The organism is Pseudomonas sp. FW300-N2A2 (assembly GCF_017351735.1).
GTDB classification, from domain to species: Bacteria; Pseudomonadota; Gammaproteobacteria; order Pseudomonadales; family Pseudomonadaceae; genus Aquipseudomonas; species Aquipseudomonas migulae.
The window spans coordinates 60,815-83,869 of the sequence record NZ_JACNDU010000016.1; the positions used below are offsets into that span (position 1 = coordinate 60,815).

At 58.9% G+C, this 23,055-nt stretch carries 22 protein-coding genes; 10 read left to right on the plus strand and 12 right to left on the minus strand.

Annotated elements, in window-relative coordinates; genetic code table 11:
- The first annotated feature begins 142 nt into the window (after positions 1–142).
- Positions 143–1,354, plus strand: a complete 1,212-nt coding sequence (locus J4E42_RS19370) for a cytochrome c biogenesis protein DipZ (protein ID WP_207285919.1) — start codon at positions 143–145, stop codon at positions 1,352–1,354.
- A 9-nt stretch (positions 1,355–1,363) separates the two neighbouring features.
- Here the strand turns inward: J4E42_RS19370 and J4E42_RS19375 are convergent, their stop codons facing one another.
- Complete coding sequence (locus J4E42_RS19375; RefSeq protein WP_008028188.1) at positions 1,364–2,356, minus strand: AraC family transcriptional regulator; 993 nt, start codon at positions 2,354–2,356, stop codon at positions 1,364–1,366.
- 180 nt (positions 2,357–2,536) lie between these two features.
- On the opposite strand from J4E42_RS19375, the gene J4E42_RS19380 reads away from it, so the two are divergent.
- Positions 2,537–2,806 (plus strand): DUF4242 domain-containing protein, encoded by a 270-nt coding sequence (locus J4E42_RS19380; protein ID WP_008028186.1) that lies wholly within the window; start codon positions 2,537–2,539, stop codon positions 2,804–2,806.
- A 35-nt stretch (positions 2,807–2,841) separates the two neighbouring features.
- On the plus strand, positions 2,842–3,654 hold the full coding sequence (locus J4E42_RS19385) for a class I SAM-dependent methyltransferase (protein ID WP_207285920.1): 813 nt from the start codon (positions 2,842–2,844) through the stop codon (positions 3,652–3,654).
- Between the two features lie 138 nt (positions 3,655–3,792).
- Here J4E42_RS19385 and J4E42_RS19390 read toward each other — a convergent pair whose 3' ends face one another.
- The 3 genes from J4E42_RS19390 to pcsA all read right to left on the minus strand — a co-directional run bounded on the left by J4E42_RS19390 (position 3,793) and on the right by pcsA (position 6,105).
- Entirely contained in the window at positions 3,793–4,719 is a 927-nt protein-coding gene (locus tag J4E42_RS19390; protein WP_207285921.1) for a universal stress protein, read from the minus strand.
- Between the two features lie 273 nt (positions 4,720–4,992).
- On the minus strand, positions 4,993–5,379 hold the full coding sequence (locus tag J4E42_RS19395) for a DUF488 domain-containing protein (RefSeq protein WP_207285922.1): 387 nt from the start codon (positions 5,377–5,379) through the stop codon (positions 4,993–4,995).
- Positions 5,380–5,382: 3 nt separating this feature from the next.
- Positions 5,383–6,105, minus strand: coding sequence for a phosphatidylcholine synthase (pcsA, locus tag J4E42_RS19400; RefSeq protein WP_008028178.1), 723 nt, complete (start codon positions 6,103–6,105; stop codon positions 5,383–5,385).
- Between the two features lie 1,073 nt (positions 6,106–7,178).
- Between pcsA and J4E42_RS19405 the strand changes: the two genes are divergently transcribed.
- On the plus strand, positions 7,179–7,892 hold the full coding sequence (locus J4E42_RS19405) for a tellurite resistance TerB family protein (RefSeq protein WP_207285923.1): 714 nt from the start codon (positions 7,179–7,181) through the stop codon (positions 7,890–7,892).
- Positions 7,893–7,964: 72 nt separating this feature from the next.
- Here J4E42_RS19405 and J4E42_RS19410 read toward each other — a convergent pair whose 3' ends face one another.
- The 5 genes from J4E42_RS19410 to J4E42_RS19430 all read right to left on the minus strand — a co-directional run bounded on the left by J4E42_RS19410 (position 7,965) and on the right by J4E42_RS19430 (position 11,537).
- Positions 7,965–8,417: a cupin domain-containing protein gene (locus tag J4E42_RS19410; protein ID WP_008034751.1), complete on the minus strand. Its 453-nt coding sequence runs from the start codon at positions 8,415–8,417 to the stop codon at positions 7,965–7,967.
- Positions 8,418–8,675: 258 nt separating this feature from the next.
- Entirely contained in the window at positions 8,676–8,954 is a 279-nt protein-coding gene (locus J4E42_RS19415; protein ID WP_008043696.1) for a DUF3303 domain-containing protein, read from the minus strand.
- A gap of 205 nt (positions 8,955–9,159) precedes the next feature.
- Positions 9,160–9,561, minus strand: coding sequence for a hypothetical protein (locus tag J4E42_RS19420; RefSeq protein WP_207285924.1), 402 nt, complete (start codon positions 9,559–9,561; stop codon positions 9,160–9,162).
- A gap of 1,178 nt (positions 9,562–10,739) precedes the next feature.
- A complete protein-coding gene (grxC, locus tag J4E42_RS19425) occupies positions 10,740–10,991 on the minus strand; it encodes a glutaredoxin 3 (RefSeq protein ID WP_008041062.1) in 252 nt (83 codons plus the stop codon).
- 27 nt (positions 10,992–11,018) lie between these two features.
- Positions 11,019–11,537, minus strand: a complete 519-nt coding sequence (locus tag J4E42_RS19430; protein ID WP_008033958.1) for a carboxymuconolactone decarboxylase family protein — start codon at positions 11,535–11,537, stop codon at positions 11,019–11,021.
- Positions 11,538–11,671: 134 nt separating this feature from the next.
- On the opposite strand from J4E42_RS19430, the gene J4E42_RS19435 reads away from it, so the two are divergent.
- The 6 genes from J4E42_RS19435 to J4E42_RS19460 all read left to right on the plus strand — a co-directional run bounded on the left by J4E42_RS19435 (position 11,672) and on the right by J4E42_RS19460 (position 17,753).
- Complete coding sequence (locus J4E42_RS19435; protein WP_207285925.1) at positions 11,672–12,499, plus strand: AraC family transcriptional regulator; 828 nt, start codon at positions 11,672–11,674, stop codon at positions 12,497–12,499.
- 283 nt (positions 12,500–12,782) lie between these two features.
- Positions 12,783–13,280 carry a hypothetical protein gene (locus tag J4E42_RS19440; RefSeq protein WP_207285926.1) on the plus strand — a complete coding sequence of 166 codons (498 nt, stop codon included), beginning with the start codon at positions 12,783–12,785 and terminating at the stop codon, positions 13,278–13,280.
- Positions 13,281–13,646: 366 nt separating this feature from the next.
- The gene (locus J4E42_RS19445) at positions 13,647–14,204 is read left to right on the plus strand and encodes a polysaccharide biosynthesis/export family protein (protein ID WP_207285927.1); all 558 of its coding nucleotides are present in this window, start codon (positions 13,647–13,649) and stop codon (positions 14,202–14,204) included.
- A 26-nt stretch (positions 14,205–14,230) separates the two neighbouring features.
- Positions 14,231–15,349 carry a hypothetical protein gene (locus J4E42_RS19450; protein WP_207285928.1) on the plus strand — a complete coding sequence of 373 codons (1,119 nt, stop codon included), beginning with the start codon at positions 14,231–14,233 and terminating at the stop codon, positions 15,347–15,349.
- A 20-nt stretch (positions 15,350–15,369) separates the two neighbouring features.
- A complete protein-coding gene (locus J4E42_RS19455; RefSeq protein ID WP_008041067.1) occupies positions 15,370–16,935 on the plus strand; it encodes a hypothetical protein in 1,566 nt (521 codons plus the stop codon).
- An 86-nt stretch (positions 16,936–17,021) separates the two neighbouring features.
- Positions 17,022–17,753, plus strand: a complete 732-nt coding sequence (locus J4E42_RS19460) for a CpsD/CapB family tyrosine-protein kinase (protein WP_223437084.1) — start codon at positions 17,022–17,024, stop codon at positions 17,751–17,753.
- A gap of 46 nt (positions 17,754–17,799) precedes the next feature.
- Here the strand turns inward: J4E42_RS19460 and galE are convergent, their stop codons facing one another.
- The 3 genes from galE to J4E42_RS19475 are packed head-to-tail and all read right to left on the minus strand — an operon-like array spanning position 17,800 to position 22,968.
- Positions 17,800–18,777 carry a UDP-glucose 4-epimerase GalE gene (gene galE, locus J4E42_RS19465; protein ID WP_008041069.1) on the minus strand — a complete coding sequence of 326 codons (978 nt, stop codon included), beginning with the start codon at positions 18,775–18,777 and terminating at the stop codon, positions 17,800–17,802.
- A 43-nt stretch (positions 18,778–18,820) separates the two neighbouring features.
- Entirely contained in the window at positions 18,821–21,436 is a 2,616-nt protein-coding gene (locus J4E42_RS19470; protein WP_207285929.1) for a cellulase family glycosylhydrolase, read from the minus strand.
- Positions 21,437–21,441: 5 nt separating this feature from the next.
- Entirely contained in the window at positions 21,442–22,968 is a 1,527-nt protein-coding gene (locus J4E42_RS19475) for an O-antigen ligase (RefSeq protein ID WP_207285930.1), read from the minus strand.
- Positions 22,969–23,055: the final 87 nt, after the last annotated feature.

Below are 23,055 nucleotides of genomic sequence, written 5' to 3' on the forward strand. Positions count from 1 at the left end.
TTCCCCTGTAGGAGCTGGCTTGCCAGCGATGGCGTCATCACATGCCACTCATATGTGACTGACAGATCGCTATCGCTGGCAAGCCAGCTCCTACAGGGACCGCGTGTGAATCGCCACCCTCGCATTTAATAAGGTGATCCCCATGTTTCTCATCGCTTTCCTGGGCGGCATTTTGACCGTCCTCAGTCCCTGCATCCTCCCGGTCGTGCCGTTCCTGTTCGCCGGGGTCGACCGCACCCGCTCCTCGATCCTGCTCACCCTCGGCGGCATGGTCCTGACCTTCGCCCTGATCTCCAGCCTGGCCGTGGTCAGCAGTGAATGGGTGGTGCAAGCCAACAACACCGGTCGCCACGTGGCCCTGGTCGTGATGGCGCTGTTTGCCCTGTCGCTGATTTCGGCGCGGGTCGGTGGCTGGCTGGCACGCCCGTTCGTGCTGTTGGGCAATCGTCTGGACCCCGACACCCGCAAAATGTCCGGCCCGTTGGGTTCGGTGATGATCGGTGTCGCCACCGGTCTGCTCTGGGCGCCGTGCGCCGGGCCGATCCTCGGCGTGATCCTCACCGGCGCCATGCTGCAAGGCGCCAACGCGCAAACCAGTCTGTTGCTGGTGGCGTACGGCCTGGGCAGCGCGTTGTCCCTGGGCACCTTGATCTTCGCCGGTCGCGGCCTGGTCAATCGCTTGAAAGCGTCGATTCCGGTGACCGGCTGGTTGCGACGCGGTACCGGGTTTGCGGTACTGGCGGCTGCGGTGGTGATTTCCACCGGCGCCGACAAGACCCTGCTGGCCGGCACTTCTTCCGAGGGCGTCAGCAGTATCGAGAAAGGCGTGCTGGAAAGCGTACCGAAAGTGGTCGATTACCTGGTCAGCAAGGTCAAGGCCGATACAAGCCTGGACAATGCCCAGGGTCCGATGCCGTCGCTGTCCGGCGCCGTCGAATGGATCAACTCACCAGCACTGACCAATGAGTCGCTCAAAGGCAAAGTGGTGCTGGTGGACTTCTGGACCTACGACTGCATCAACTGCCAGCACACCCTGCCTTACGTGAAGGACTGGGCGAAGAAATACGAGAAGGATGGCCTGGTGGTGATCGGCGTCCACACCCCGGAATACGGCTTCGAGCGCATCATCGCCAACGTCAAGGATCAGGTGAAAAAGCTCGGCATCACCTACCCGGTGGCCATCGACAACAACTACGCGATCTGGCGCAACTTCGATAACCAGTACTGGCCCGCTCACTACCTGATCGACGCCAAGGGGCAGGTGCGTTTCACCCACTTCGGTGAAGGTCGCTACGAAACCCAGGAGAAGATGATCCAGCAGTTGCTGGAAGAAGCGAAAGCACCCGCTGCGTAACCCGTCAACTCAATGGCTCACAGGCTCCGCGCCGTGGGCCATTGTTCGTTTCTCCTGACTGCGCCGCCACGCTGCGGGCGGTGCGCCGAACTCCCGCCGAAACGCCCGGCTGAATGCCGTATCGGTCTGGTAACCGACCTCCTCGGCGATGCGCATCAATGAGCTGTTACTGCTGCGTAACAGGTTGGCCGCCAGCAACATGCGCCATTGCGTCAGGTACTGCATCGGCGAAATCCCCACCAGTTGCTGAAAGCGTTCCGCCAATACCGATCTTGAGGTGCCGGCGGTGCGCGCCAGTTCATCCAGTGTCCAGGCATGACAGGGTTTTTTGTGCAGCGCGTTGAGGGCGGCGCCGACGATCCGGTCGCCCACACCCGCCAGCCAACCGGTCCGGCCTTCGCCCTGTTCGTGCATGTACAAACGCAGCACTTCGATGAACAACACCTCGGCCAGCTTGGCCAGTACGCCTTCACCACCGGGCCTTGGCGAGCGTGCCTCGGCCAGCGCATAACGCACCGAAGATTCCAGCCAGATCCCGGCGTTCGAGCCGCGCACATTGACCTTTACCACGGCCGGCAACCCCGTCAACAACATGCCCGCCAGCCGCGTATCGCACGCCAGATAACCGCACACCAGGCGCGTGACCGCGCCGCCACCGCCATAACTCAACTGCCGTGGACGGCGCGCGAGCACGACGTCCAGCCGTGCACCGCTGGCCGGCGCGAGACCGGGTTTGGAGCACATGCGGTGGGCATCGCCCTGCGGAAACACCACCACATCGCCAGCCGTCAGCAATTGGGGAGGATCATCACCGAGTTCGACATAGCACTCGCCTTCGGTGATCAAGTGAAAGATCACCACGCGTTCGGCGCCGGGCTCGAGAAACGGTGCGGCGGTGTCCGCGCTCGGTGACTGATAACACCAGGGGGCAGTGAACCTGGCGTTGATGAAAATCGCGCCGACCAGGCGGACGACGCGCAGGGTCTGGGACAGGGCGTCCATGGTGGTGTTCCCCTGTGGGCGGGCAGTTTTTGATTGTGAGCCTGTCGCGGCACAACGCGAAACCTCCGGACGATCGGGCAAGGTTGGCCGACGATCGGGCAGGACGCCGATGGTCAGCGGCGCGATAGTTGGCACAGGGTCTGCCGACCCTGTCATCAATAACAAAAATGAGAGGTTGCCATGCCGAAGTTCATCATTGAACGCGAGATTCCGGGTGCTGGAACACTGTCAGAAAGGGATTTGAAAGCGGCTTCGCAAAAGTCCTGTCGAGCGCTGCGCGACTTGCCGGAGGTGCAGTGGCAGCAGAGTTATGTCACCGGTGACAAGCTCTACTGTGTGTACCTCTCGCCCAACGAAGAGTTGATCCGGGAGCATGCCAGGCTGAGTGGTTTCCCGGCCAATCGCATTTCCCGGGTCATGACCGTCATCGACCCCACCACGGCGGAATAAGCCAGGGGCGTTTGAACTCGTAACGGAGCGATTTGATGAGTACTCCCATTGATCTCACTGCCTTGAAAAACCGTCAGATGGCCGCCTGGGCCAGTGGCGACTATGCCGTGATCGGCACCACCTTGCAGATTGTCGGCGAGCAGCTCGCCGAAGCCTGCGACCTGCTTTGCGACGAGCGCGTGCTGGACGTCGCCGCCGGCAACGGCAACGCGACATTGGCGGCCGCGCGCCGGGGTGCCCGCGTCACGTCCACCGACTACGTCGCCGCGCTGCTGGAGCGCGGCGAAGACCGGGCCAGGGCGGAACGCCTGGAGGTGACCTTTCAAGTGGCGGATGCCGAGGCGCTGCCGTTCGAGGACGGCAGTTTCGATGCGGTGCTGTCGACCTTCGGCGTGATGTTCGCACCGGACCAGTCCAAGGCTGCCGCCGAGCTCGCGCGGGTCTGTCGTCCGGGCGGCCGGATCGGCCTCGCCAACTGGACGCCCGAAGGTTTTGTCGGCCAGATGTTCAAGACCCTGGGCCGGCACATGCCACCTCCGCCGGGGGCACAACCACCGTCGAACTGGGGTTCCGAGGCCTGGCTGCATAAGCATTTTGATGAGCGTGAGTTTCTGCTTCAGGTGACACGGCGGTTCTTCAATTTCCGCTACCGTTCGGCCGCGCATTTCATCGACACGTTCCGCACCTGGTATGGCCCGGTCCACAAGGCGTTCGCGGCGCTGCCCCCCGAAGGCGCCCAGGCCCTTGAAGGTGACCTGGCCGAGCTGATCAACCGCTTGAACCGCACGGGTGAAAAATCGCTGGTGGTGCCGAGTGAATACCTTGAAGTGGTCATCACCCGACGCTGACTTAGCCACACAAAAACCTGTGGGAGCGAGACCGGCTTGCCGGCGATGGCGGTGAGTCAATCGACATCAATGTTGGATATGACTCAGTCATCGCGAGCAGGCTCGCTCCCACAGGGGGTTGGGGTGTTTTCAGCAGGATTACTCATCCAACCGTTCGCTGTACACCACCCAGACGCTGCACGGCATTTTGTACAGCAGGTGCTCCACCGTGCTGCCGATCAACCTGCCCAGGCCGCGATGGCCGATGCGGCCCATGACGATCACGTCGATGTCGCAGGCATCGGCGTAGCGGGTCAGGACCTTTACCGGGTTGCCCATGATCATGTGCCGTTGCTGCGGCGCGATGCCGTTGCGTTCGGCCAGTTCGTTGAAGGCTGCTTCCTGGTAGTCGAACAGGGTCCTGGCTTTGCCCGACGAGAAAAACGCCGAACCGTTGTCGAAGCCGAACTCATCGGCGCTGATCGATGACAAGTCATAGGCGTAGACCACATCCAGCTCGGCATTACAGGCGCTGGCCAGTTTTGCCGCTTCGTGAAGAATGCGGTCGTTGAAGCTTTTGTAGTGATCATCACGATGGAACGGGTCGACCGCCGCGACGATCTTGCGCGGCAACGCACGCGCGGCATGGCTGACGAAGTGCAACGGCACCGGGCATTCCCGCAGCAAATGCACGTCGAGTGGCGTGAACATCAGCCTTGAGAGCATCGAATGCGGCTCCAGCGCCTTGATCAGCACGTCCATCGGCTGCTCTTTCAGGTGAATCAGGATTTCCTCCAGCGGCCGTTCGACCCACGTCACTTCGGTGGTGACGTGCACCCCGATCTTGCGCAAGGGCCGCGCCTGGTCCTCAAGCCATTGACGGTGTCGATCGACATAGCCCAGGCGCATCTGCTCCAGGGCCTTTTCATTGACCAGACTGGCGGTCGCCAGGCCCTCCAGATAATCGAACGCAACGATGTGCAGCGCCGCGTCTTCGGCCTTGGCCAGCGCTGCGGCCCTGTCGAAGGCGGGGCTGTGTTCCATCAGGGGTGAGGCGACCAGCATGAAACGTGATTGCTCAGACATGACAAACCTCCCGTGGGTAAACGAGCGTCAGGGTCATTCGACAGGCATTCAACCCTTTGAGTATTGACCATGATCAACCTGTCGTCTGGTCAGGTGGGAGTGGGGCGGGGTGATGAGGCGATCACACTGTGAACATCAACCTTGAGAACAACGCGATCCTTTGTAGGAGCTGGCTTGCCAGCGATGGCGGTCTGTCAGTAACAGTAAGGTTAACTGGACGGACGCCATCGCCGGCAAGCCGGCTCCTACAGGGGATTTGTGGGGTTTTGGAATTTAAATAATCTTGGCGCCGCGTGCTTCCAGCAGTTCGCGCAATACCGAGCGATGGCAGTGCGCTTCATCTTCGCAATAGCAGCCGACGGCCAGCGAGGTGTGATGGGAGAGGGCCGCCAACAGATCCAGCAACTGGCTGGGCGCAGGCTGATTCATTTCAGCCTTGAACTTGCGCTTGAAGCCTTCCCAGGTTTTTTCATCAGCCGCCGCCTTGGCTTCGGCGACTAATTCAGCGCTGGGCGACAGCAGCGGTTGCCACACATCATAAAAATCCCGGCGGGCAAACTCAGCCTTCGGCACGCCACGAGGCGGGCGGCGCACGGTGCCTAACCGAAGGCCTTCATCGGGCAGGCGCGGTGAGCCGAGTCGTACGATATGAATTGGCATGGCTTATGGGTGCCGCGAGCCGTCAAACCATTCCATCGCCGTGCGCCAGATGCAAATCCCCAGGAAGTAGGCCGACATCAGCAACCAGAGCCCCATGACCATCGGGTTGATCACCGGATGGTTGATCACCAGCGACAAGCTGCACAGCAACCAGATGGCCGTCACAGCGATGTTGATCGGCATGAACCGGCGCACGCGAAACGGGTGCAGGAATTTCATCCGGGTCACGGTCAGCAACGCCAGGCCGATGACGGTGAGCAGGGTGATCCACGGCGACGGGGCGATGATGTACAGGCACAGCGCAACCACGTTCCACGCGGCGGGGAAGCCCTGGAAGTAGTTGTCTTTGCTTTTCATGTTGACGTTGCAGAAGCAGAACAGCGACGAGACCAGTATCAGCGACACGGTCAGCAGCAGGGTGTAGTCCGGCAACGGGATGTAACGATAGATAAACAGTGCCGGGATAAACACGTACGTCAGGTAGTCGATGACCAGGTCAAGGATCGAGCCGTCGAAGCTTGGCAACACCGACTGTACGTTGACCTTGCGCGCCAGTGCGCCGTCGAGCCCGTCGACGATCAGTGCGACGCCCAGCCACAGCAGGCAATTGGTGGGCTGGTTTTCCAGCAGGGCGAGGGTGGCGAGGAAGGCTGTGACTACGCCAGTGGCGGTAAAACCATGGGCGCCCCATGCTTTGAGCCTGGCGATGTGTAGGGTGGATATCACGGGGGCGTTCTCCAGAAAGTGAAGCAAGCCAGTCATCACCCTCGTTTATCGGGGGCGGTGGCGAACCGGGTCGGGTTGCAGGTATCGACCGGAAATCCGGGAATAAGGTTCACCGTCTGTAAATCTTAGCTGGGTCGTCAAAAAATACTGTGGATTAATCCTGATGCGCGTATGAAGTCCTTCACTATGGGGTATGTCCTTGTCGGACTGCGTTGCGTCCATTTCGGTAGGGCTGATGGCTGACCTGATCTTGCGGGTGTACTCGGAACCCTTGTGGGAGCGGCGGTGCGACGATTCGACTTGCTCGCGAAGGCTTTGTGTCAGGTGACGAATTTTTTGAGGGTGTACATATCCATTCCTGCGGTAACGGCGGCTATTGGTTTCGCTCTTACAGCGAGTCCCTTTTTCAAACGCCAAAAAGGAACCAAAAGGCTTTGCCCCTGACGTACGGTGGCTCGCCAAGGCTCGCCATGCCCTCGCTCCGGTCCTGCTTCGTGGGCCCGCCGCCATCGGCCATCCCTGGCCGGGGGCGGCTAACCCGGCATCCTTGCCGGGTTGCCCACTGCGCAGAACCTCCACTCGGCCTTCCGACGGGGCAGATCAAGATCAAGATCAAAAGCAAAGCAAAGCAACAGCAGCAGACGCGGTAATTGGCCATGGCACCAATCAACTGTAGGAGCCGGCTTGCTGGCGATAGCGGTGGGTCCGCCAACTTATTTCTCGACTGACCCACCGCCATCGCCAGCAAGCCGGCTCCTACAGTTGATCGTATTTATCCAAACACCTATGCATTTCCCATGTAGGAGCCAGCTTGCTGGCGATGGACGTCAACGATAACGCGGACTGTCTGAATGAACGCGTTGCCCCGACGCTTTTCGCCGGCAAGCCGGCTCCTACAGGGAATCGCGTACGCTTTTGATTTTCGCCACTCATCAGGCCGAGCGTTAATAATGGATACCCACCAAAACGCTTGAACACCACAGACAGCGAAGTCAGCCAAACGGTAATGGCGCAACGGCGTACGAGGACTATCGTTGCCTGACTGGATAACTCCAACCGATGAGGACGTCGTCATGAACACCAGCGATTTGCTCGAACAACTCTTGCGAGCCGGCCAGGGCTCGATGACGCAGCAAGGTGGCGGCGCACCTCAAGGCGGTATGGGCGGCGGTCTTGGCGGGTTGCTCGGTGGCCTGTTGGGCGGCGGTGGCGGTGCAAACGCCGGGTTGGGCGGTTTGCTCGGGGGCTTGCTGGGCGGCGGTTCGGGCATGGGCGGCGCGACCCAGACTCGCTCGGGTGGGGGCACCAACTACGCAGCGTTGGCGTCCCTGGGGATGATGGCTTTTCAGGCGTATCAGGCCTGGCAAAGCAGCCAGGCAGCCGCGCCGCAACAGGCGCCGCGCACCGTGGATCTGCTCTCCGGCCCGGAAGTCGAGGACCACAGCCACGCGGTCCTGCGCGCATTGATCGCGGCGGCGAAGGCCGATGGCCGGATCGACGACGCCGAGAAACAAATGATCAGCACTGAAATCGGCCGCCATACCGATGACCCGGAACTGCAGCAATGGCTGGATGATGAAGTCGCCCGGCCGCTGGATCCCGCGGATGTGGCGCAATCGGCGACGGACCCGGCGATTGCGGCGGAAATGTACCTGGCCAGCGTGATGTTGGTGGACGATCAGCAAGACGCCGAGCGCAGCTACCTGGATGAGCTGGCGGCGGCGTTGCAGATAGATCCGCAGTTGCAGGTGCATCTGGAGCAGCAGGCCAAAGGTGGCGCCGCTTGACCAGTTTTTTGTAGGAGCCAGGCTTGCCGGCGAAGGCGTACTGACAGGCCCCTTCGCCGGCAAGCCTGGCTCCTACAGAGGCTGCGGTGATTTCGGAATCAGAAACGTAACCCCGTGCGCTTCGGCAATCTCCAGGATTCGCGGCAAATCCTCCGGCACCCTCAGCCGGTCCACCGCCGTAAAAAACTGGCCGCCGCGCGGATCGGACACCACGCCAATCATCCTCGCGGTCGCGCTGATGTTTTTGTAGGCATGGATCGACCCACCGGGAATATGCACGTAGCCGCCGGCAGAAACAGTGGTGGACTTGCCCTCGACCGTCACTTCGACCTGCCCGTCGGTAACGTAGAAAGCCTCGTCCCACGGATGGAAATGCAGCGGCGGCCCGCCCCCTTGCACGCCTTCCTGAATATGCATTTCAAAGGGTTTGCTCAAATCGCCGCCGGCGAGAACCGTGATCGCCTCACCCACCACATTGACCGGCCCCGGGGTTTTTTCGGGGGTGATGACGTGAACCGTTCGCATGATTGCTCTCCGGAGGATGTGCCCACTCCCGCTGAGTATATTCACTTGCCAGCGTGCCCAGTGCCCGACCATCTGTCCGTCTGTCAGGGCAGTTTCAACCCCGATTGAATTTTCCCCCGGCGTATCGCTCTGCTGCTCAGGCAATCACTGCCGAGATGCGGCGGCGGGTGGGAATCAAGACGTAGCAGGATCTAAAGCCTGACGCTGACAGAGCGCCTGCGTCGTGGCGGCGAGCAAGACTCGCCGCCACGACGATTATTACTTGCTGACAGCGGCCGCCAGCAGCGGCCCAGCCTGCTCATCGGTGAGTGCCGCATGAACCTCCATGCTCATCAGGTCACTCCATTGCAGCACCCATTTTTGAATCTGTACGGCATCGTCGGTTTCCGCGATGCCAAAACCGCTCGAGCCACCGACGGCATGCCAGCGCCCGAGCATCTTGACGCCGGGGGGCGGGGCACCTTGGGTCTCGAGAAAGCGCTTGATCGCGCTGTTGCGGTTTTGCGGACTGATTGACCAACTGACCATGAATAACATCTGCCACCTCCTGATAGGGATTGGCACCTGTTGCTCTTCGCGCACCTGGCTGGCGCCGGGACCACGGTCACGCCTGTTTCCCGCTTCATCCTGACGGGCTTTAATGTCTTTCTCCCTTTGAGAAGGCATAGCAGCGCGCCGGGATTTGCGTACGACCGCTGATCCTCTTTCGTGGCATTCGGGATTGTTGGGGGGCATTCAGCCGTCAAGTATCGCGCAGCAGGTCGTTGGCGTTGAGCAGTTCGTAGGCGATTTCCGGCCGTTTTTCCAGCCCGCGACGAATCGCGGCCGGGATCGCCTGGCGGGTTTTTCGACACAGCCCCGGCAATTCGCCGATGGAGATGGCGATGCCGCGCATGGTGCGGACTTCGTTGAAGCCGGGGGCGATTTCGACCCGGATGCCCAGTTGTTCGAACATCCGCTGTTGCAGCCGTTCGAGGTCGCTCAGGCTCTGGAGATTTTCCAGGCGGTCGAGCAGGCGTTTTTCTTCGGTGCGGGTCAGGAAGAGGATGCGCAGGTCCGCGCCCGCTTTTTCCAGCAGCGGTTCACGCTCGCAGTTGCAGGCACCGGGCGGGCAGGGTTGGCGGATCGGCATCGACGTGCTCATAGGGGTCAATCATAGAGCGCCCTTTGTGTGTTTGCCCATATGCCCCGACTCTTGCGGATGTACCCGGTCCCTGTAGGAGCTGGCTTGCCGGCGATAGCGGTCTATCCGGCGACTATTTTCTTTCATGTGTACATATCCATTTCTGCGGTTATGGCCGCTATTGGTTTCGCCCTTACGGCGAGTCACTTGGAAGAGCCCCAAGTAACCAAGGGCTCTTGCCCCTTTCGTTCGGTGCCTCGCTAATGCTCGGCATGCCCTCGCTCCGGTCCTGCTCCGTGGGCCCGCCGCGATCGGCCATCCATGGCCGTGCGCGGCTAACCCGGCATCCATGCCGGGTTGCCCACTGCGCAGAACCTGCGCTCGGCCTCTCGAGGGTGCGCTTAGATCAAAAGCTGAAGGCGAGCTAACGCTCGGCCTGATGAGTGGTGAAAATCAAAAGCGTACGCCGATCCCTGTAGGAGCCGGCTTGCTGGCGATGGCGTCTGCCCAGCCAATACATACGTTGACTGATCCACCGCTATCGCCAGCAAGCCGGCTCCTACAGGGGAAATGCGTGTGTATTCGGAACGCATACGTTCAACAGTGGGAGCGAGCTTGCTCGCGAAAATTTTCTGGGCAACGCGTTCATTCAGACAGCCCGCGTTATCGTTGGCGCCCATCGCCAGCAAGCTGGCTCCTACAAGGGAAATGCATATGCATTTGGATAAATACGATCGACTGTAGGAGCCGGCTTGCCGGCGAAAAATGTCTGGGCAACACGTTCATTCAGACAGCCCGCGTTATCGTTGGCGTCCATCGCCAGCAAGCCGGCTCCTACAGGGGAATGCGTACGAGCAAAGAAACAGGTCGGCTGGCAGGCCGCCTCGCTTTTGCTTTGCTTTGGTTTTTGATCTTGATCTGCCCCGTCGGAAGGCCGAGTGGAGGTTCTGCGCAGTGGGCAACCCGGCATGGATGCCGGGTTAGCCGCCCCCGGCCATGGATGGCCGATGGCGGCGGGCCCACGGAGCAGGACCGGAGCGAGGGCATGGCGAGCCTTAGCGAGCCACCGTACGTCAGGGGCGCAGGCGCTTGGTTACTTGGCGCTTTTCCAAGTAACCCGCTGTAAAAGCGGAACCAATAGCGGCCGTTACCACAACAACGGATATGTACACCCCCCCCCAAAAAAAAAGTCACCGGCCTCAAGCAAGCATCGACATCAACCCCCCCTGACGATCAAGTTTGGCCAGCTCGTCAAACCCTCCAACATGCACATCACCGATAAAAATCTGCGGCACGCTACGGCGACCACTGCGGCCGAGCATCTCCTCAAACTTCCCAGGTTCCGATTGAACGTTTATTTCCTGTGCCGCAATACCTCGGCTCGCCAGCAAAATCTTGGCGTTGCGGCAATAAGGGCAAGTGTCAGTGGTATAGAGCGTCACGGTGTTCATCAGCGGTTCTCCCGAATAGACAGTCGTTCAAGCATCGATGGCCGGAAAATCGATCTCGGTCAGGGCGACGTTGTTGAGGTAATTGGTCAAGGTCTGCGAGGCCACGTGAGCGATCACTTCGACAATCTTGCTGTCGTTGATCCCGGCTGCCCGTGCCGCTGCGATCTGCTCGCTGCCCAGGTGGCCACGGCTTTCGGTGATCTGCCGGGCGAGGGTGGCAAAGGCATTGAGCTGTCCGCTGCGGGCGCTGAGGATGTCTTGCGCGGATAACCCGGCCTTGCCGGCAAACAATGTGTGGGCCGCGAGGCAGTAGTCGCACCCATTCACCTGGGACGTGGCGAGGAAGATCGCTTCTTTCTCGGTGGCGCTCAGTGACGTTTTACCGAGGGTCGCAGACTGTTGCAGATAAGAGGACAGCACGGCGGGAGCATGCGCCAGCGTCTTGAAGACATTGGGCAAAAAACCGATTTTTTTCTGCACGCCTTCCAGCAGCGGGCGAGTGGCGTCGGTGGCGTGTTCGAGGCTCAGGGTGTTGATGCGGCTCATGGTGGATCTCCGTAGATGACGGCGCGGTGTGCGCTGGGTACGGGGTCCATGCTAATGACGAGTGCTGGTCTATTGGCTGCAAATCGTCGAGGATATGCGACTGATCGTCCAAATATGCCGCCAGGAGCCTGTCCATGGATCGCTTGTCCACCTTGCTCAGCCATTTCGGCGTCAGCGCCGGTACCTTCCACAGCGGGACCTTTTGCGGCACCACCGGTTTTGATGGTGATCAGGCCTGCGGGCACCTCCATCTGCTGCAATCCGGCGAGCTGACCCTGAAACTGGCCGATGAGCGCGCGATTGAGCTCAACACCCCCACCTTGATTTTCTTCCCTCGGCCTTATCGCCACCGACTGATTGCCGCTGCCACGTCCGACACGCAACTGGTGTGCGCCTCGCTGACGTTCGATGGCGGTGCGGGGAATGCGCTGGCGGCGGCGTTGCCCGATTACCTGGTACTTGATCTCGATGAAGTGCCGACCATGGCCGGTACGCTGGACTGGCTGTTCAACGAAGCCTTCGGCGGCATTTGCGGTCGCGAAGCGATGATGGACCGCTTGTTCGAAGTGCTGGTGATCCAGTTGCTGCGGCACATTCTGACCAATCGCGAACAAAGCCCCGGCATGATGGCCGGTCTCGCCGACCCGCGCCTGGCACGCTCGTTAAGCCTGATGCACGACACGCCCGGCAAGTCCTGGACCGTGGCTGAGTTGTCGACGGCGGCCAACATGTCCCGGGCCAGTTTTGCCGAACACTTTCGTCAGGTGGTGGGGCAGACCCCGGTGGATTACCTGGTGAGCTGGCGCATCAGCCTGGCCCAGAAACGCTTGCGTGAAGGCAAGTCCATTGCCCTGATTGCCGATGAAGTGGGGTATGAAAGCCCTTCGGCGCTCGCCCGGGCATTTCGGCGCAAGACCGGCGTCAGTCCGCGAGAGTGGATGCATGGCGGCCAGCGTCGATAGTTTTTTGTCGCCGGTGTTTCGGCGAGGAAAAAGCAACGCGTTCAGGCCCGTTTTCGGTAGGGCTGATGCCCATGTTTGAGTCGTTTCAAGGAGATAGAGACCCTTGTTGTGATGAGGACTAATTGTCGATTTATTGACGCCATTCTGCCTTGATTTTTATTTTAATTTATTGTTGTGACAGACCATTGACGTGCTGGCTATGTGCTTATAGGCTCCAATCAGCTGGGTAACGAATCCTTCATTCGATATCAGGAACACCCTGTGTGCAGGGAGGCGGGCTTCAATGCGTTCATCACTGGTTCTCAAATCCGTTTTGTTCTGCGTGCTCTTTAATGGTGCGGCCATTGCCACCGCACAAACGGCCAATTTGACCCGTGAAATTAACCGCATGGGCGATGCTTGCCAAGCGTATGGTCCAAAAGCGGGCATGACCGCCGCCGAGCAGGGTGGTGCCCCTTCAACCGTTGCAAACGGTCCTGGTGCGGCAGCTTCGGCCAGCGATATCAGCTTCGCTGATACAGCAAAAAATCAAATCAACAGCCTTATAGAATCCGCCACCAAGGTGGGCGCTACCGTCAATAGTTCTTCCTGTGACGGATTAATGGCGCAACTTGCCGTTGACAAGTTAACGGCAGATTCAGGTACGCAAAGTAAAGTTTTGAGTGGCGGGGATGATGCCCTCACCAATCAATCGAATGCAGTTCCGTTAGCTGCTGCCGCCTGGTTGTTTTCATCCGCGTTATTCGGTTTTGTCATGGTCGCCAATCGGCGGAAGGTGTAGCTAGCTTTTTGTTTTTGCTGGCGATTGTGTGGCGTATTGACACTAGTGATTGATATCAATTTGATCTGCTAGTGGGTTTGGCGATGTATTAGCTGAATGACGGGCTCTATTAAACAGAGTGCTATTAATTTGGCAGGCAGACATCGAGGTCGATATGTTTAACGACAACTTATTGTTAAATAAAAAACTTCCTTCGCCAGCTGTTTCCCGGCAGGCAATAGAGGCGTCAGGCCGACGAAAACCGCACGGCGTTGAGCGCAAAAAACAGCCCCTTGATCGTTTCCTTGACCTAAAAATGAGCAAGAGTGATTTACCCCGGTTTTTATGCAAGACTCTTGGCAAGGCTACTTAGGCGGAGGGATCCCGATGTCGCGTTTCTGGTTACCTGTGGTCTGCGCGCTGGCAGTTATGCCCAGCATTTCCAATGCCGTCGCAAACGATGCTGCATACCGGTTGAGTCCGGGTGACAAGCTCGCCGTTTCCGTTTGGGGCGAAGACAAGCTCAAGCAGGACGTGATCGTTCTTCCCAACGGAAGCATTACCTTCCCGCTGGCAGGGCAAGTCGATGTGGCGGGTCTCGATACCACCGCAGTCGAAGAGAAAATAGCTGCCAAGCTTGTAAAGTACATACCCGATCCGCAGGTGAGCGTTGTCGTCACCAGCACGGATGGCAATCTCGTGTACGTGCAGGGCAAAGTGTTGAAGCCAGGCAGTGTCCATTTATCAGGTCAAACGTCAGTGCTGCAGGTTTTAAGCGTGGCGGGCGGGCTCGACAAGTTTGCCGACAAGGATGAAATCAAGGTCGTGCGACTCAACGGGACCAAGCAACAGATCCTGCCAGTCAATTACAGCGATCTGATGTCCGGGCGTGACATGTCCACCAATATTCTCCTCCAGGCCGGCGATACGCTGGTCGTGCCTTAGACTTGCGCGATGCATTAAGGATTAACTTGCTTGCTCTTCGAACTACCGGGGTTGCCACTGCAACCCTGATCCTGTCGTGTTCCGGTGTGGCCCATGCGGCGACCTGGCAATCATCAATCGCGGTGCCTTCGACTGTCGAGTACGACAGCAATCCACTGTTGCTCACGAGTGGCGAGCAGGGTGTGACCCGCACCATCATCGCTCCCGAGTACGGCCTTGTCGGTACTTCCGGTCGGGATGAGTTTCAATTCGGTCTCGGTGTATACGTCGTGCGTTCTTCCGATACCGACATCGTGACGGACCGTGAAGACCCCCGATTGAAACTGGGATGGCAGCGGGAAACCGAAACGGGCGGTTTTGGGCTCAAGGCCAGGTATGAAGAGAGTTCAACGCTCTCTACTGCCGTTCAGGAAACCGGCGTGGTAGCAGCCGACGGCACGCAAAAGCTGTATACCTTGGGCGGCAACTGGCATACGGCTCTCAGCGAGCGAAGTACCTTGCTCAACGAGACTGACTACACTCATGTCACTTACGACATTCCGACCCTGATCAACTACGACGAACTGGCCACCCGCTTTACGTGGAGCTACGCGTGGAGCGAGCAGACCGAGGTGTTCACCCGTTTGGGCGTCAGGCGCTATGAGCCTGAGAAGGGCTCTGCAGTGGCGTCCTCCTCAAACAGCTATACACCCACGGTCGGCGTGAACTTCCAGCTCTCCGAGCAGTTCAAGGGTACGGTGTACGCGGGCGTCAATCAGGTTTCCGGTTCGGGTGACGGCCCCAAGGGGCAGGGCGGATTGACCTTGCAATACACCGGCGAGCGGTTTGATGCAATCGTCGACGCCGGTCGCAGTACGGTCGCCAGCGGTGACGGCGGGTTCGTCGAGGCGGATAACCTGAAGGGAACATTCAGTTACGCCATCGATGAGATCCGACGCACCGGTTTTGATGCCTCCTGGCAGGACACCAAAGGCCAGACGCCGAACACTTTGCTTAATTACAGTGCCTGGATCAGTCAAGAACTCTCGCCTTTTTGGATTGCGCGCCTATCCTTCACGTACAAGGAGCGTCAGCAGGACGGCTTGCCGGATGCCAGCGCAAATATTGTCGGGATGACACTGATTTACAGTTACCCCGGTCTCTGAAATTCAGTTGTGTGAGAAATATGGCCTCTGAATACGAAATGTCGGTCAACGACTACATCGCCATCGTCAAACACCACGCCGTGCTGTTGATCGTGAGTTGCGCAGCCATACTTGGCGTGAGCATCGCGGTCGCGATGTCGCTGCCGCCCACGTTCGAGTCCTCTGGCACGATCCTGATCGAGTCGCAGCAGATCTCGCCTGAACTGGTCGCGACAAACAACGGCACCTTTGCCGATGAGCGCATCGAGGTCATTCGCCAGCGTGTGATGACCCGGGAGAATCTTTTAGCGATCATCGACAAATACAACTTGTTCTCTTCTCAAGGCCGGCAGTTGAGCGTTTCCGAGAAAATCGATGAAATGCGCAATACGATCGGGGTCACCCTGGTCAGCGCCGCGGTCAAGGGTCGCGGGGAAGTGACGATTGCGTTTCGTCTTTCCTTTGAGCACCGCCAACCAGAGATTGCCAACAAAGTGGCCAATGAACTGGTAACGCTGTTCCTGAATGAAAACATCCGGCAGCGCACCGAGCGCGCCAATGAAAACACAGAGTTCGCAAAGCAGGAGGCGGACAAGCTCGAGGTTGCCCTGAATGCCCAGGACAGTCGCGTGGCGAAATACAAGGAGGAGCACAGCAAATCGCTGCCCGAGAATCGGGAATTGCTCACGAACATGTTGACCCGCGCCGAAAACGACCTCAAGGAAGTCGATCGTGACTACAAGGCTGCCCGTGAGGATTTGCGCTTCAATGAGTTGGAGCTTGTCGCCGCCAATGCCGGCGTAGCGACCAAGCCTGGCGTGGCGGGTGCAGCCGCTGACAAACCGCAGGATCTGGGCAGCCTCAAGGCGGAATACGTCCGTTTGCTGACGCTGTATACCGAAGCCCACCCCGATGTGCGTGCCGTGAAACGCAAGATTGCGGCACTTGAGGCGAACAAGTCGGTGGCGGGGAGTTCGGTAGTGTCCGTCAGTATGGATGTAGCGAAGGCTCAGGCGCGGATCGCGGCCACCGACGCACGTATCAAGTCGCTGGCCGATCAGAAGCAGCAGACGCAGCAGAAAATAGCCGAATACGAAGCGCAGATTATTGAAATGCCACAAGTCGAGCGCGGCCTGATCACGCTGATGCGTGACCATGACAACGCGAAAAAGAAATACGAGGAAATGCGCGCCAAGGAGATGAATGCGAGAATTTCCGAAAGCCTGGAACAGGAAAACAAAGCCGAGCGTTTTGTTCTCCTGGAGTCGCCGCTGATGCCTGAAAAACCGGTACGGCCGAACCGCAAGAAAGTGGTTGCCATGGGCTTCGTGCTTGCCCCTGTGGGCGCTGGCGCATTGGTGATGCTCCTGGAAATGCTGACTCAGCGTGTGCGCGGAGCTGAAGCCCTGGGTAGCGTGTTGGGGCGGCGTGTACTGGTTGCCATTCCCTACATTCACACCAAGGCGGAGCTGGCGAATCGCAAGAGGTGGCGAACGCGCTTGATCATCTGTGGGATAGTGGCATTCGTGATCTTTCTGGTGCTCGTGCACTTCCTCTACATGCCACTGGATCTTTTGATTTTTAAAGCTTTGGGCCGGTTTGCATAAGGAATACAGCCATGGAATTTAACAAGACCGATACCGAAGATGATGAAAAACAGTCGTCCTCGGCCCTCGTGGCCACGCCAAAAGCCATGACCGCAACCGGGCACTCTGCAGGTCTGAATGCGCTCAGTTATGTGCAAACCAAAGTTGTGCCTTTGCGCCCGGATCATCTCGAGCGTAACCGCATTGTGGCGTACAACAAGAACTCGAACATGGGCGGGGCGTTCGATCTGCTGCGCACGCAAGTTCTGAAAATCATGGAAGAAAACGGCTGGCGTACGCTTGCCATCACCTCGCCGACGCCGGAGGCAGGCAAGACGGTCCTGGCGATCAACCTGGCAATGAGCATCGCCCATCACACCACCAAGACTGCATTGCTGGTGGATTTTGACCTGCGCCGTCCGACAGTGGGTGCCTGCCTGGGTCTGCCGATGGATAAATCACTCAACGAATACCTGGCCGACGAAGCGGAACTGCAAGAGGTTCTGGTCAACCCGACCTTGCCGCGTTTTGTCGTCCTGCCGACCCGTAAGCCGATTCCTCTCTCCACCGAGGTGTTGTCATCGCCCGCAGTGACCCATTTGATCAGTGATCTGCGTGAACGCTACAACTCGCGTATCGTGATTTTCGACTTGCCGCCAATCCTCAGCTCGGACGATGTGATTACCGTCCTGCCGAAATTCGACTGCGTCCTGCTCGTGGTCGCCAACGGCATGAACAGCAAGAAAGAGATCGAGGAAAGCCTGCATCACCTGGGCTCAGCCAATCTGATTGGCACGGTGCTGAACAAAGCCGAACCACAAAACCGCTCTTACTACTAGCGCGTCATCCTTCGGCGCGTGGCGCGTTATGCGCCAGCGCCGACTGTCAGTGCCAAGGGTGCTTCTGCTCCCACTTCCAGGCGTGCGTCACGATCTCTTCAAGCGAGGCAAATTGAGTTTGCCAGCCCAGTATTGCGTTGGCCTTTCGAGGGTCGGCCACCAGCCGTGGCGGGTCGCCGGCACGGCGGGGCGCGTCACTGACGCAGAAGTCCTGGCCGGTGACGCGACGCACAGTGTCTATCACTTCCTGTACTGAAAACCCTTGGCCGTTACCGAGGTTGAACGCCGTGCTTGCGCCACCGGCCAGCAGATAATCCACGGCAAGTGCGTGAGCGGCAACGAGATCGACCACGTGGACGTAGTCGCGAATACAGGTGCCGTCCGGCGTGTCGTAATCCCGACCAAACACGGTGATGGATTCGCGTCGGCCCGAGGCCGCTTGCAGGATCAGTGGCAGCAGGTGGGTTTCCGGTTCATGGCGTTCACCCAGCTGTCCTTCAGGGTCGGCGCCGGCGGCATTGAAGTAGCGCAGGCACACCGATTTAAGACCGTAGGCGCGGTCGAAGTCTTCCAGTATCTGCTCCACCATCCACTTGCTGCGGCCATAAGGGTTGATGGCGGCCTTGGGATGTTCTTCGTCGATGGGCACGTATACCGGGTCACCATAGACGGCGGCGGTCGAGGAAAAAACCAAGTGTTTGACCTTCGCGCGCACCATGGCTTGTAGCAGCGTCAGCGTAGCGGCGAGGTTGTTCCGGTAATACTTGGCTGGCTCGGTGACGGATTCGCCGACCTGGATAAATGAAGCGAAGTGGAACACCGCATCAAAATGTTCAGCAGCAAAAACATCGTCCAGGGCTTGCGCGTCGGCGATGTCCAGTTCGACCAGCTTTCCGCCCGGCAAGGCGCTGCGGTAGCCGGTGGAAAAATTGTCTGCCACCACCAGCTCGTGACCCGCACGCAGCAATTGTTTCACCATGTGCGAGCCGATGTAGCCTGCGCCGCCAATCACCAAAAACTTCATCCTGACCTCCTGGAAACTGTTCCTGTGCAAGCGGATTGCAGCGTCAGCGAGTGGCGTTTTTTCTCAAAAACAACCAATTGGACGCCTGCAGGTCGTCGAACTTGATCGTATAGCGTCCATCCACATAGGTTGCGGGCAGTTTCTTCATTTGTGCGAGCGTGCCGTTAGTAAAGAGCGTCAGGCCAGGCGGTGCCTGGAGGCTCAGCGTGCCCTCCAGAGGCTCCACATAAAATGGTGTTTTGTCGTCTTCCTTAGGGATGGCGCGGGTGCCCAATGAAATCAGCAAATCCTTCGATTGTGCGACGGGTGCGTTGTCCAGACTCTGCACCACCACACTGGCATTCGCCGTTTTCACTTGCACCTTGATGTTCCCGAGGCTGATCGATTCGCCGCCGATCCAGCCGGTGACAGCCTGGGTACGGGGTGTATCGATGGTGTAGATGCCTTGTTTCCAGTTGCGCTTGAGCTCGCCCGTATCCGTCGTGGACTCGCTGGCATTGGCGTCCAGCAACGACTGGTCAGGGTCATGAAACACCTTGGCAGTGCTCGGGATAATGCCCGGCTGCAACCAGGCCAGTTCCGGCGTTTGTGGCATGGCGATTTGCAGCTTGCCTATCTCCATCGCCGTGCGCAGCAGTGCAGAATTGGCCGGTGACACGGGTTTGTTGAACAGGGTGTCGGGCGTCGGTGCGAAGACGTACGTCGTGTTGGCTTCGCTGACGTCACCGCGACGATAGAGCAAGGCGGCGGCGGGCAGGGTGGCCAGCATGGCGGGGTCGTTGTAGGCGTGCCAGTTATCGGCCGTTACCCAGTCGCCGTCGAATGATTGCTGGCTGTAGGCATATTGCATCAGCGCGTCCCAGCCTTGGTGGCTGGCGGTGCCGGCGACATAGAGTGGCAACGAGTGGCGGTCGGGTGTCGGGAATGGTTCGTTGTTCCACTCGGTGACGGTCAGGGGTTTGCCTGTCACCTGGCCGGCGGCGATCCAGTCGATGATGCCGTCGGAGGTGAGCGGGTTTTTCTCCAGCTGGCCCGCGCCGCCGTAGCTGTGAACGTCGATGACATCACCGCTGGTCAAGGCCGGCAATGAGCTCAGGCCGTCACCTCCCCAACTGCTGGTGGTGGCAATGGGCACCTTCACGCCGAGGTCGCGCAGATGCTGAATCATCTCTACGTTGAAACGCTGTTCCAGATCGTTAAGGAACAGTTTGGAGGGGCCATGCTCCCACGAACGCCAGGTCAGTCCTTGCGATAGATTGTGCTGGCTGGCAAAGACATCGGCCTGGTTTTTGTAGAGCTTCCAGTGCTTGGGAACTCCCTTGTCTCGCAACAGGGCATTGCCGAAGTGTTGAGTGACGTCGTTTTCGTTGGTGATCAGGACGGCGGCGATTGCCGGCTCGTCTTTGTAGGCGAGGCCGGTAAAGGGATTTACATGGGTCATGTAGGCTTCGGTGAAGCGTTTCATGGCCTGCTGAATGGTAATGTTTACATACGCGTAACCCTTGAGGCTGGCGTTGTTCTGCTCATTTTTTGGCAGCTCATCGAAGGCAAAAATGTTGTCCTTCGGCATAAGGGCTCGCTCGACGTGCATGTCGAGCCAGACATAAATACCTTCGTCTTTCAGGCACTTGATCCACCAGTCGATTTTTTTCAGCGACTGCGCGCTGAGTTGCTGAGTGTCATGCGTGAGGTCGCGCTCGCCAAAAATGTTCGGGCTGACCCAGGGTGAGTCATGGTGGTGCAGTCGCACGAGGTTGAAACCGAGTGCCGACAGGCGTTTGGCTTGCTGCTTGATTGCATCGTCGGACGTTTGGAACAGCGCGTAGGACGTGATGTTGGTGCCCCAGAAACGCGCCGGGGTGTTGTCGGCGAACATCAGCTGCTCGCCGGACGCTTTGACGAAACCGCGCTTGCCCGCAGGTTTTTCGCCAGCATTGAGAAACGACAGATCGACCGGTGAGGTTTTTATGTCGATGTTGTCGTTCGGCCAACGTGTCGGGTCCGTCAGGCCAAAGCGCTCGGTCAGGGTCGGGCCGAGTGTCACGTCACCCGAGACGCTCAAGGTGGCTTTGATGTTTTGCTGGCCGGGCCTGATCGTGCTTTTGTAGAAAAAAGCGCGCACCTCGGATCGGTCGCCGGGTTCAAAATAGACACTCGCCAGTGCCGGCTCAAAACGCATCTCGATGCGTCGTCCTTGTGCGTTTTCCCAGGCCCAGCCGCTGTTGTCGGGGAGCAGCACCGGTTCGCCCATTTCTGCCGCGAACAGTGCCGGGTCAAACTTGAAGACGATGCCCCCGCCCATTACACCCGACTTCGTGCTGTGCGCATCGAGGGCAAAGTTCCAGGTCAGCTTTTGCTCGCCGTCCTTTTGAATCTGCGCCGTCAAGTCGAAGTCCAGGTCTTTGTTCTGGCCTTCCAGGGAGTAACTGTGGGGGGCGTTTGCCTTGAACCGGGACGCAAAATACAACCACTCCCAGTTGCTTCCCCAGAAGGTGAATGTCGATGCCAAGACGGGGCTGCCACCGCGTGTCAGCATCGGCAGGCCGCTGCGCTCATCCACGCTCGCGACCCAGTCCGACGCCCAGCTCCTGAACGGCCAGATGGCAACGCACAGGAGCGCGATGAGCAGCAGAGGTGTGCGGCGAAACAAGCTGGGCATTGGCATTACCGAAGTTGAGGATGGGCACTTACAGCGGTTGCAGGTGAGGTTTGCCTGAGCTTGCGAACCATCTGGACATAGGCAACGCCCAGCCCGGCCACCGACCAATACACCACGGGGATTACCGTGATGCTGCTGACGGTAACGATGGTCACCAATATGCCCGCCAGCGTCGCGAAGAGCGCACGCCCCAGTCGGCGCGTCTCATCGTCCTTGTCGGAGAAAGAACGCATTGCCTTGCGCAGACCGAAGAGCACCGTGGCGAAAAAAGCCACGAACAGTGTCAGCCCGATCAACCCGACCTGCAGCGCCACGTTGATGTAGGTGTTCACGATATCGATGATGCCCTGGCCCTGAATCATGGACTGCATTTCCGGCGTGTTGCGGAAGTCGAAAGCGCCGAACAAGGGGTTGCGCTGGATCACGATCATTGCGTTATCGATCAAGCGTTGCCGGTACGTGATGTTCTCTACTTCGATCGTGCCTAAGAACGGTAGCAGGTCCAGCACTTTTTGCCCGCCAGGCACGACCGCCAGCAAGGACAGGGCGAGCACGCCGACCAACGCCAGCAGAATCAGGCGTTTGAAAGCGCTGCGGCCGGTGGCGATGAAGGTTGCGATCATGACGGTGGCCCCGATCCACGGGCCGCGCGACAGCGGTGCAAACAACCCGCCGACCAGCAGCAGTGCGCCGAGGCGGCGCTGGAACTTGCTGCGCACGTTTTCCTGCAGATACATATAAAAGCCGATGGCTGTGCTGATCACGAAGCCCAGCGCAATCGCCTGGCCGGTCGTGGCGCTGGCGCGCAATGAACCGCCACGGTTCAGGTATCCGGACATTTCCCATTGCATGCCCAAGGCATCGATCAACGCGCTGTACAGCAGCCAGCTGCGGGCAAATTCGAACAGGCCAATAATCGACAACACCATGGAGGCGAGGACAAAGGCCAACAGTGCGTCCTTGAAGTCGCTGAGGTTTTTCAGTGCCCGGCTGGCCACGTAGTACGGCAGAAAAACTTCGATGAACATGTAGAGCACTTGGCGCAAGGTGTCGGTGGGCGTGGTTTCGCGCAGCAATAGCAGGCTCGCCAGCAGGATGTTGGCGGCCAACAGTTTGTCAGGCCAGGTCCGCCCGAATGCCAGCGTGTCTGCACGCTGGCGCAGCACAAAAAACGCCGGCAGCAAAACGCACAAGGACAGCAGGCGAATATGGTTGAGATCGAAAAAGTAGTTGATCACGCCCAAGCCTGGAATCTGCGCCGAGGCCGGCGGGACCAGAAACAGCAGAAAGAAGAACAGCGCGATGGGGTTGCGCTCGCGTTTTCCCGCGACGGTCATGATGACGGCGGCAACGGCTGCATACACCCAGAAGCTGTGCGAGACGAAGACCAGGAGCGTCAACACGAACCACAGATTGCGGCGACGCGTGAAGTCGCTGTAGGGGATAAGGTCCGCTGCAGCCCGGCGTGAAAGGGTAAAAACGATGCCGGCCAGAACCAGAATGACGGTTAACGCGCGTAAGTGCTCAGGCATGAGTTTTTAAACTTATTGAGTGGTGAGCGAAGCATAGTGGATTGCCTGATTGCGGCTATAGTAACGTTCGTGCCACAGAGTCCGGGA

Bases quoted from the DNA above. Each gene is read 5' to 3' on its own strand.
- J4E42_RS19370 (WP_207285919.1), top strand. From the start codon at position 143: ATGTTTCTCATCGCTTTCCTGGGCGGCATTTTGACCGTCCTCAGTCCC.
- J4E42_RS19375 (WP_008028188.1), bottom strand. From the start codon at position 2,356: ATGGACGCCCTGTCCCAGACCCTGCGCGTCGTCCGCCTGGTCGGCGCG.
- J4E42_RS19380 (WP_008028186.1), top strand. From the start codon at position 2,537: ATGCCGAAGTTCATCATTGAACGCGAGATTCCGGGTGCTGGAACACTG.
- J4E42_RS19385 (WP_207285920.1), top strand. From the start codon at position 2,842: ATGAGTACTCCCATTGATCTCACTGCCTTGAAAAACCGTCAGATGGCC.
- J4E42_RS19390 (WP_207285921.1), bottom strand. From the start codon at position 4,719: ATGTCTGAGCAATCACGTTTCATGCTGGTCGCCTCACCCCTGATGGAA.
- J4E42_RS19395 (WP_207285922.1), bottom strand. From the start codon at position 5,379: ATGCCAATTCATATCGTACGACTCGGCTCACCGCGCCTGCCCGATGAA.
- J4E42_RS19405 (WP_207285923.1), top strand. From the start codon at position 7,179: ATGAACACCAGCGATTTGCTCGAACAACTCTTGCGAGCCGGCCAGGGC.
- J4E42_RS19410 (WP_008034751.1), bottom strand. From the start codon at position 8,417: ATGCGAACGGTTCACGTCATCACCCCCGAAAAAACCCCGGGGCCGGTC.
- J4E42_RS19415 (WP_008043696.1), bottom strand. From the start codon at position 8,954: ATGTTATTCATGGTCAGTTGGTCAATCAGTCCGCAAAACCGCAACAGC.
- J4E42_RS19420 (WP_207285924.1), bottom strand. From the start codon at position 9,561: ATGAGCACGTCGATGCCGATCCGCCAACCCTGCCCGCCCGGTGCCTGC.
- grxC (WP_008041062.1), bottom strand. From the start codon at position 10,991: ATGAACACCGTGACGCTCTATACCACTGACACTTGCCCTTATTGCCGC.
- J4E42_RS19430 (WP_008033958.1), bottom strand. From the start codon at position 11,537: ATGAGCCGCATCAACACCCTGAGCCTCGAACACGCCACCGACGCCACT.
- J4E42_RS19435 (WP_207285925.1), top strand. From the start codon at position 11,672: ATGGATCGCTTGTCCACCTTGCTCAGCCATTTCGGCGTCAGCGCCGGT.
- J4E42_RS19440 (WP_207285926.1), top strand. From the start codon at position 12,783: ATGCGTTCATCACTGGTTCTCAAATCCGTTTTGTTCTGCGTGCTCTTT.
- J4E42_RS19445 (WP_207285927.1), top strand. From the start codon at position 13,647: ATGTCGCGTTTCTGGTTACCTGTGGTCTGCGCGCTGGCAGTTATGCCC.
- J4E42_RS19455 (WP_008041067.1), top strand. From the start codon at position 15,370: ATGGCCTCTGAATACGAAATGTCGGTCAACGACTACATCGCCATCGTC.
- J4E42_RS19460 (WP_223437084.1), top strand. From the start codon at position 17,022: ATGACCGCAACCGGGCACTCTGCAGGTCTGAATGCGCTCAGTTATGTG.
- galE (WP_008041069.1), bottom strand. From the start codon at position 18,777: ATGAAGTTTTTGGTGATTGGCGGCGCAGGCTACATCGGCTCGCACATG.
- J4E42_RS19470 (WP_207285929.1), bottom strand. From the start codon at position 21,436: ATGCCCAGCTTGTTTCGCCGCACACCTCTGCTGCTCATCGCGCTCCTG.
- J4E42_RS19475 (WP_207285930.1), bottom strand. From the start codon at position 22,968: ATGCCTGAGCACTTACGCGCGTTAACCGTCATTCTGGTTCTGGCCGGC.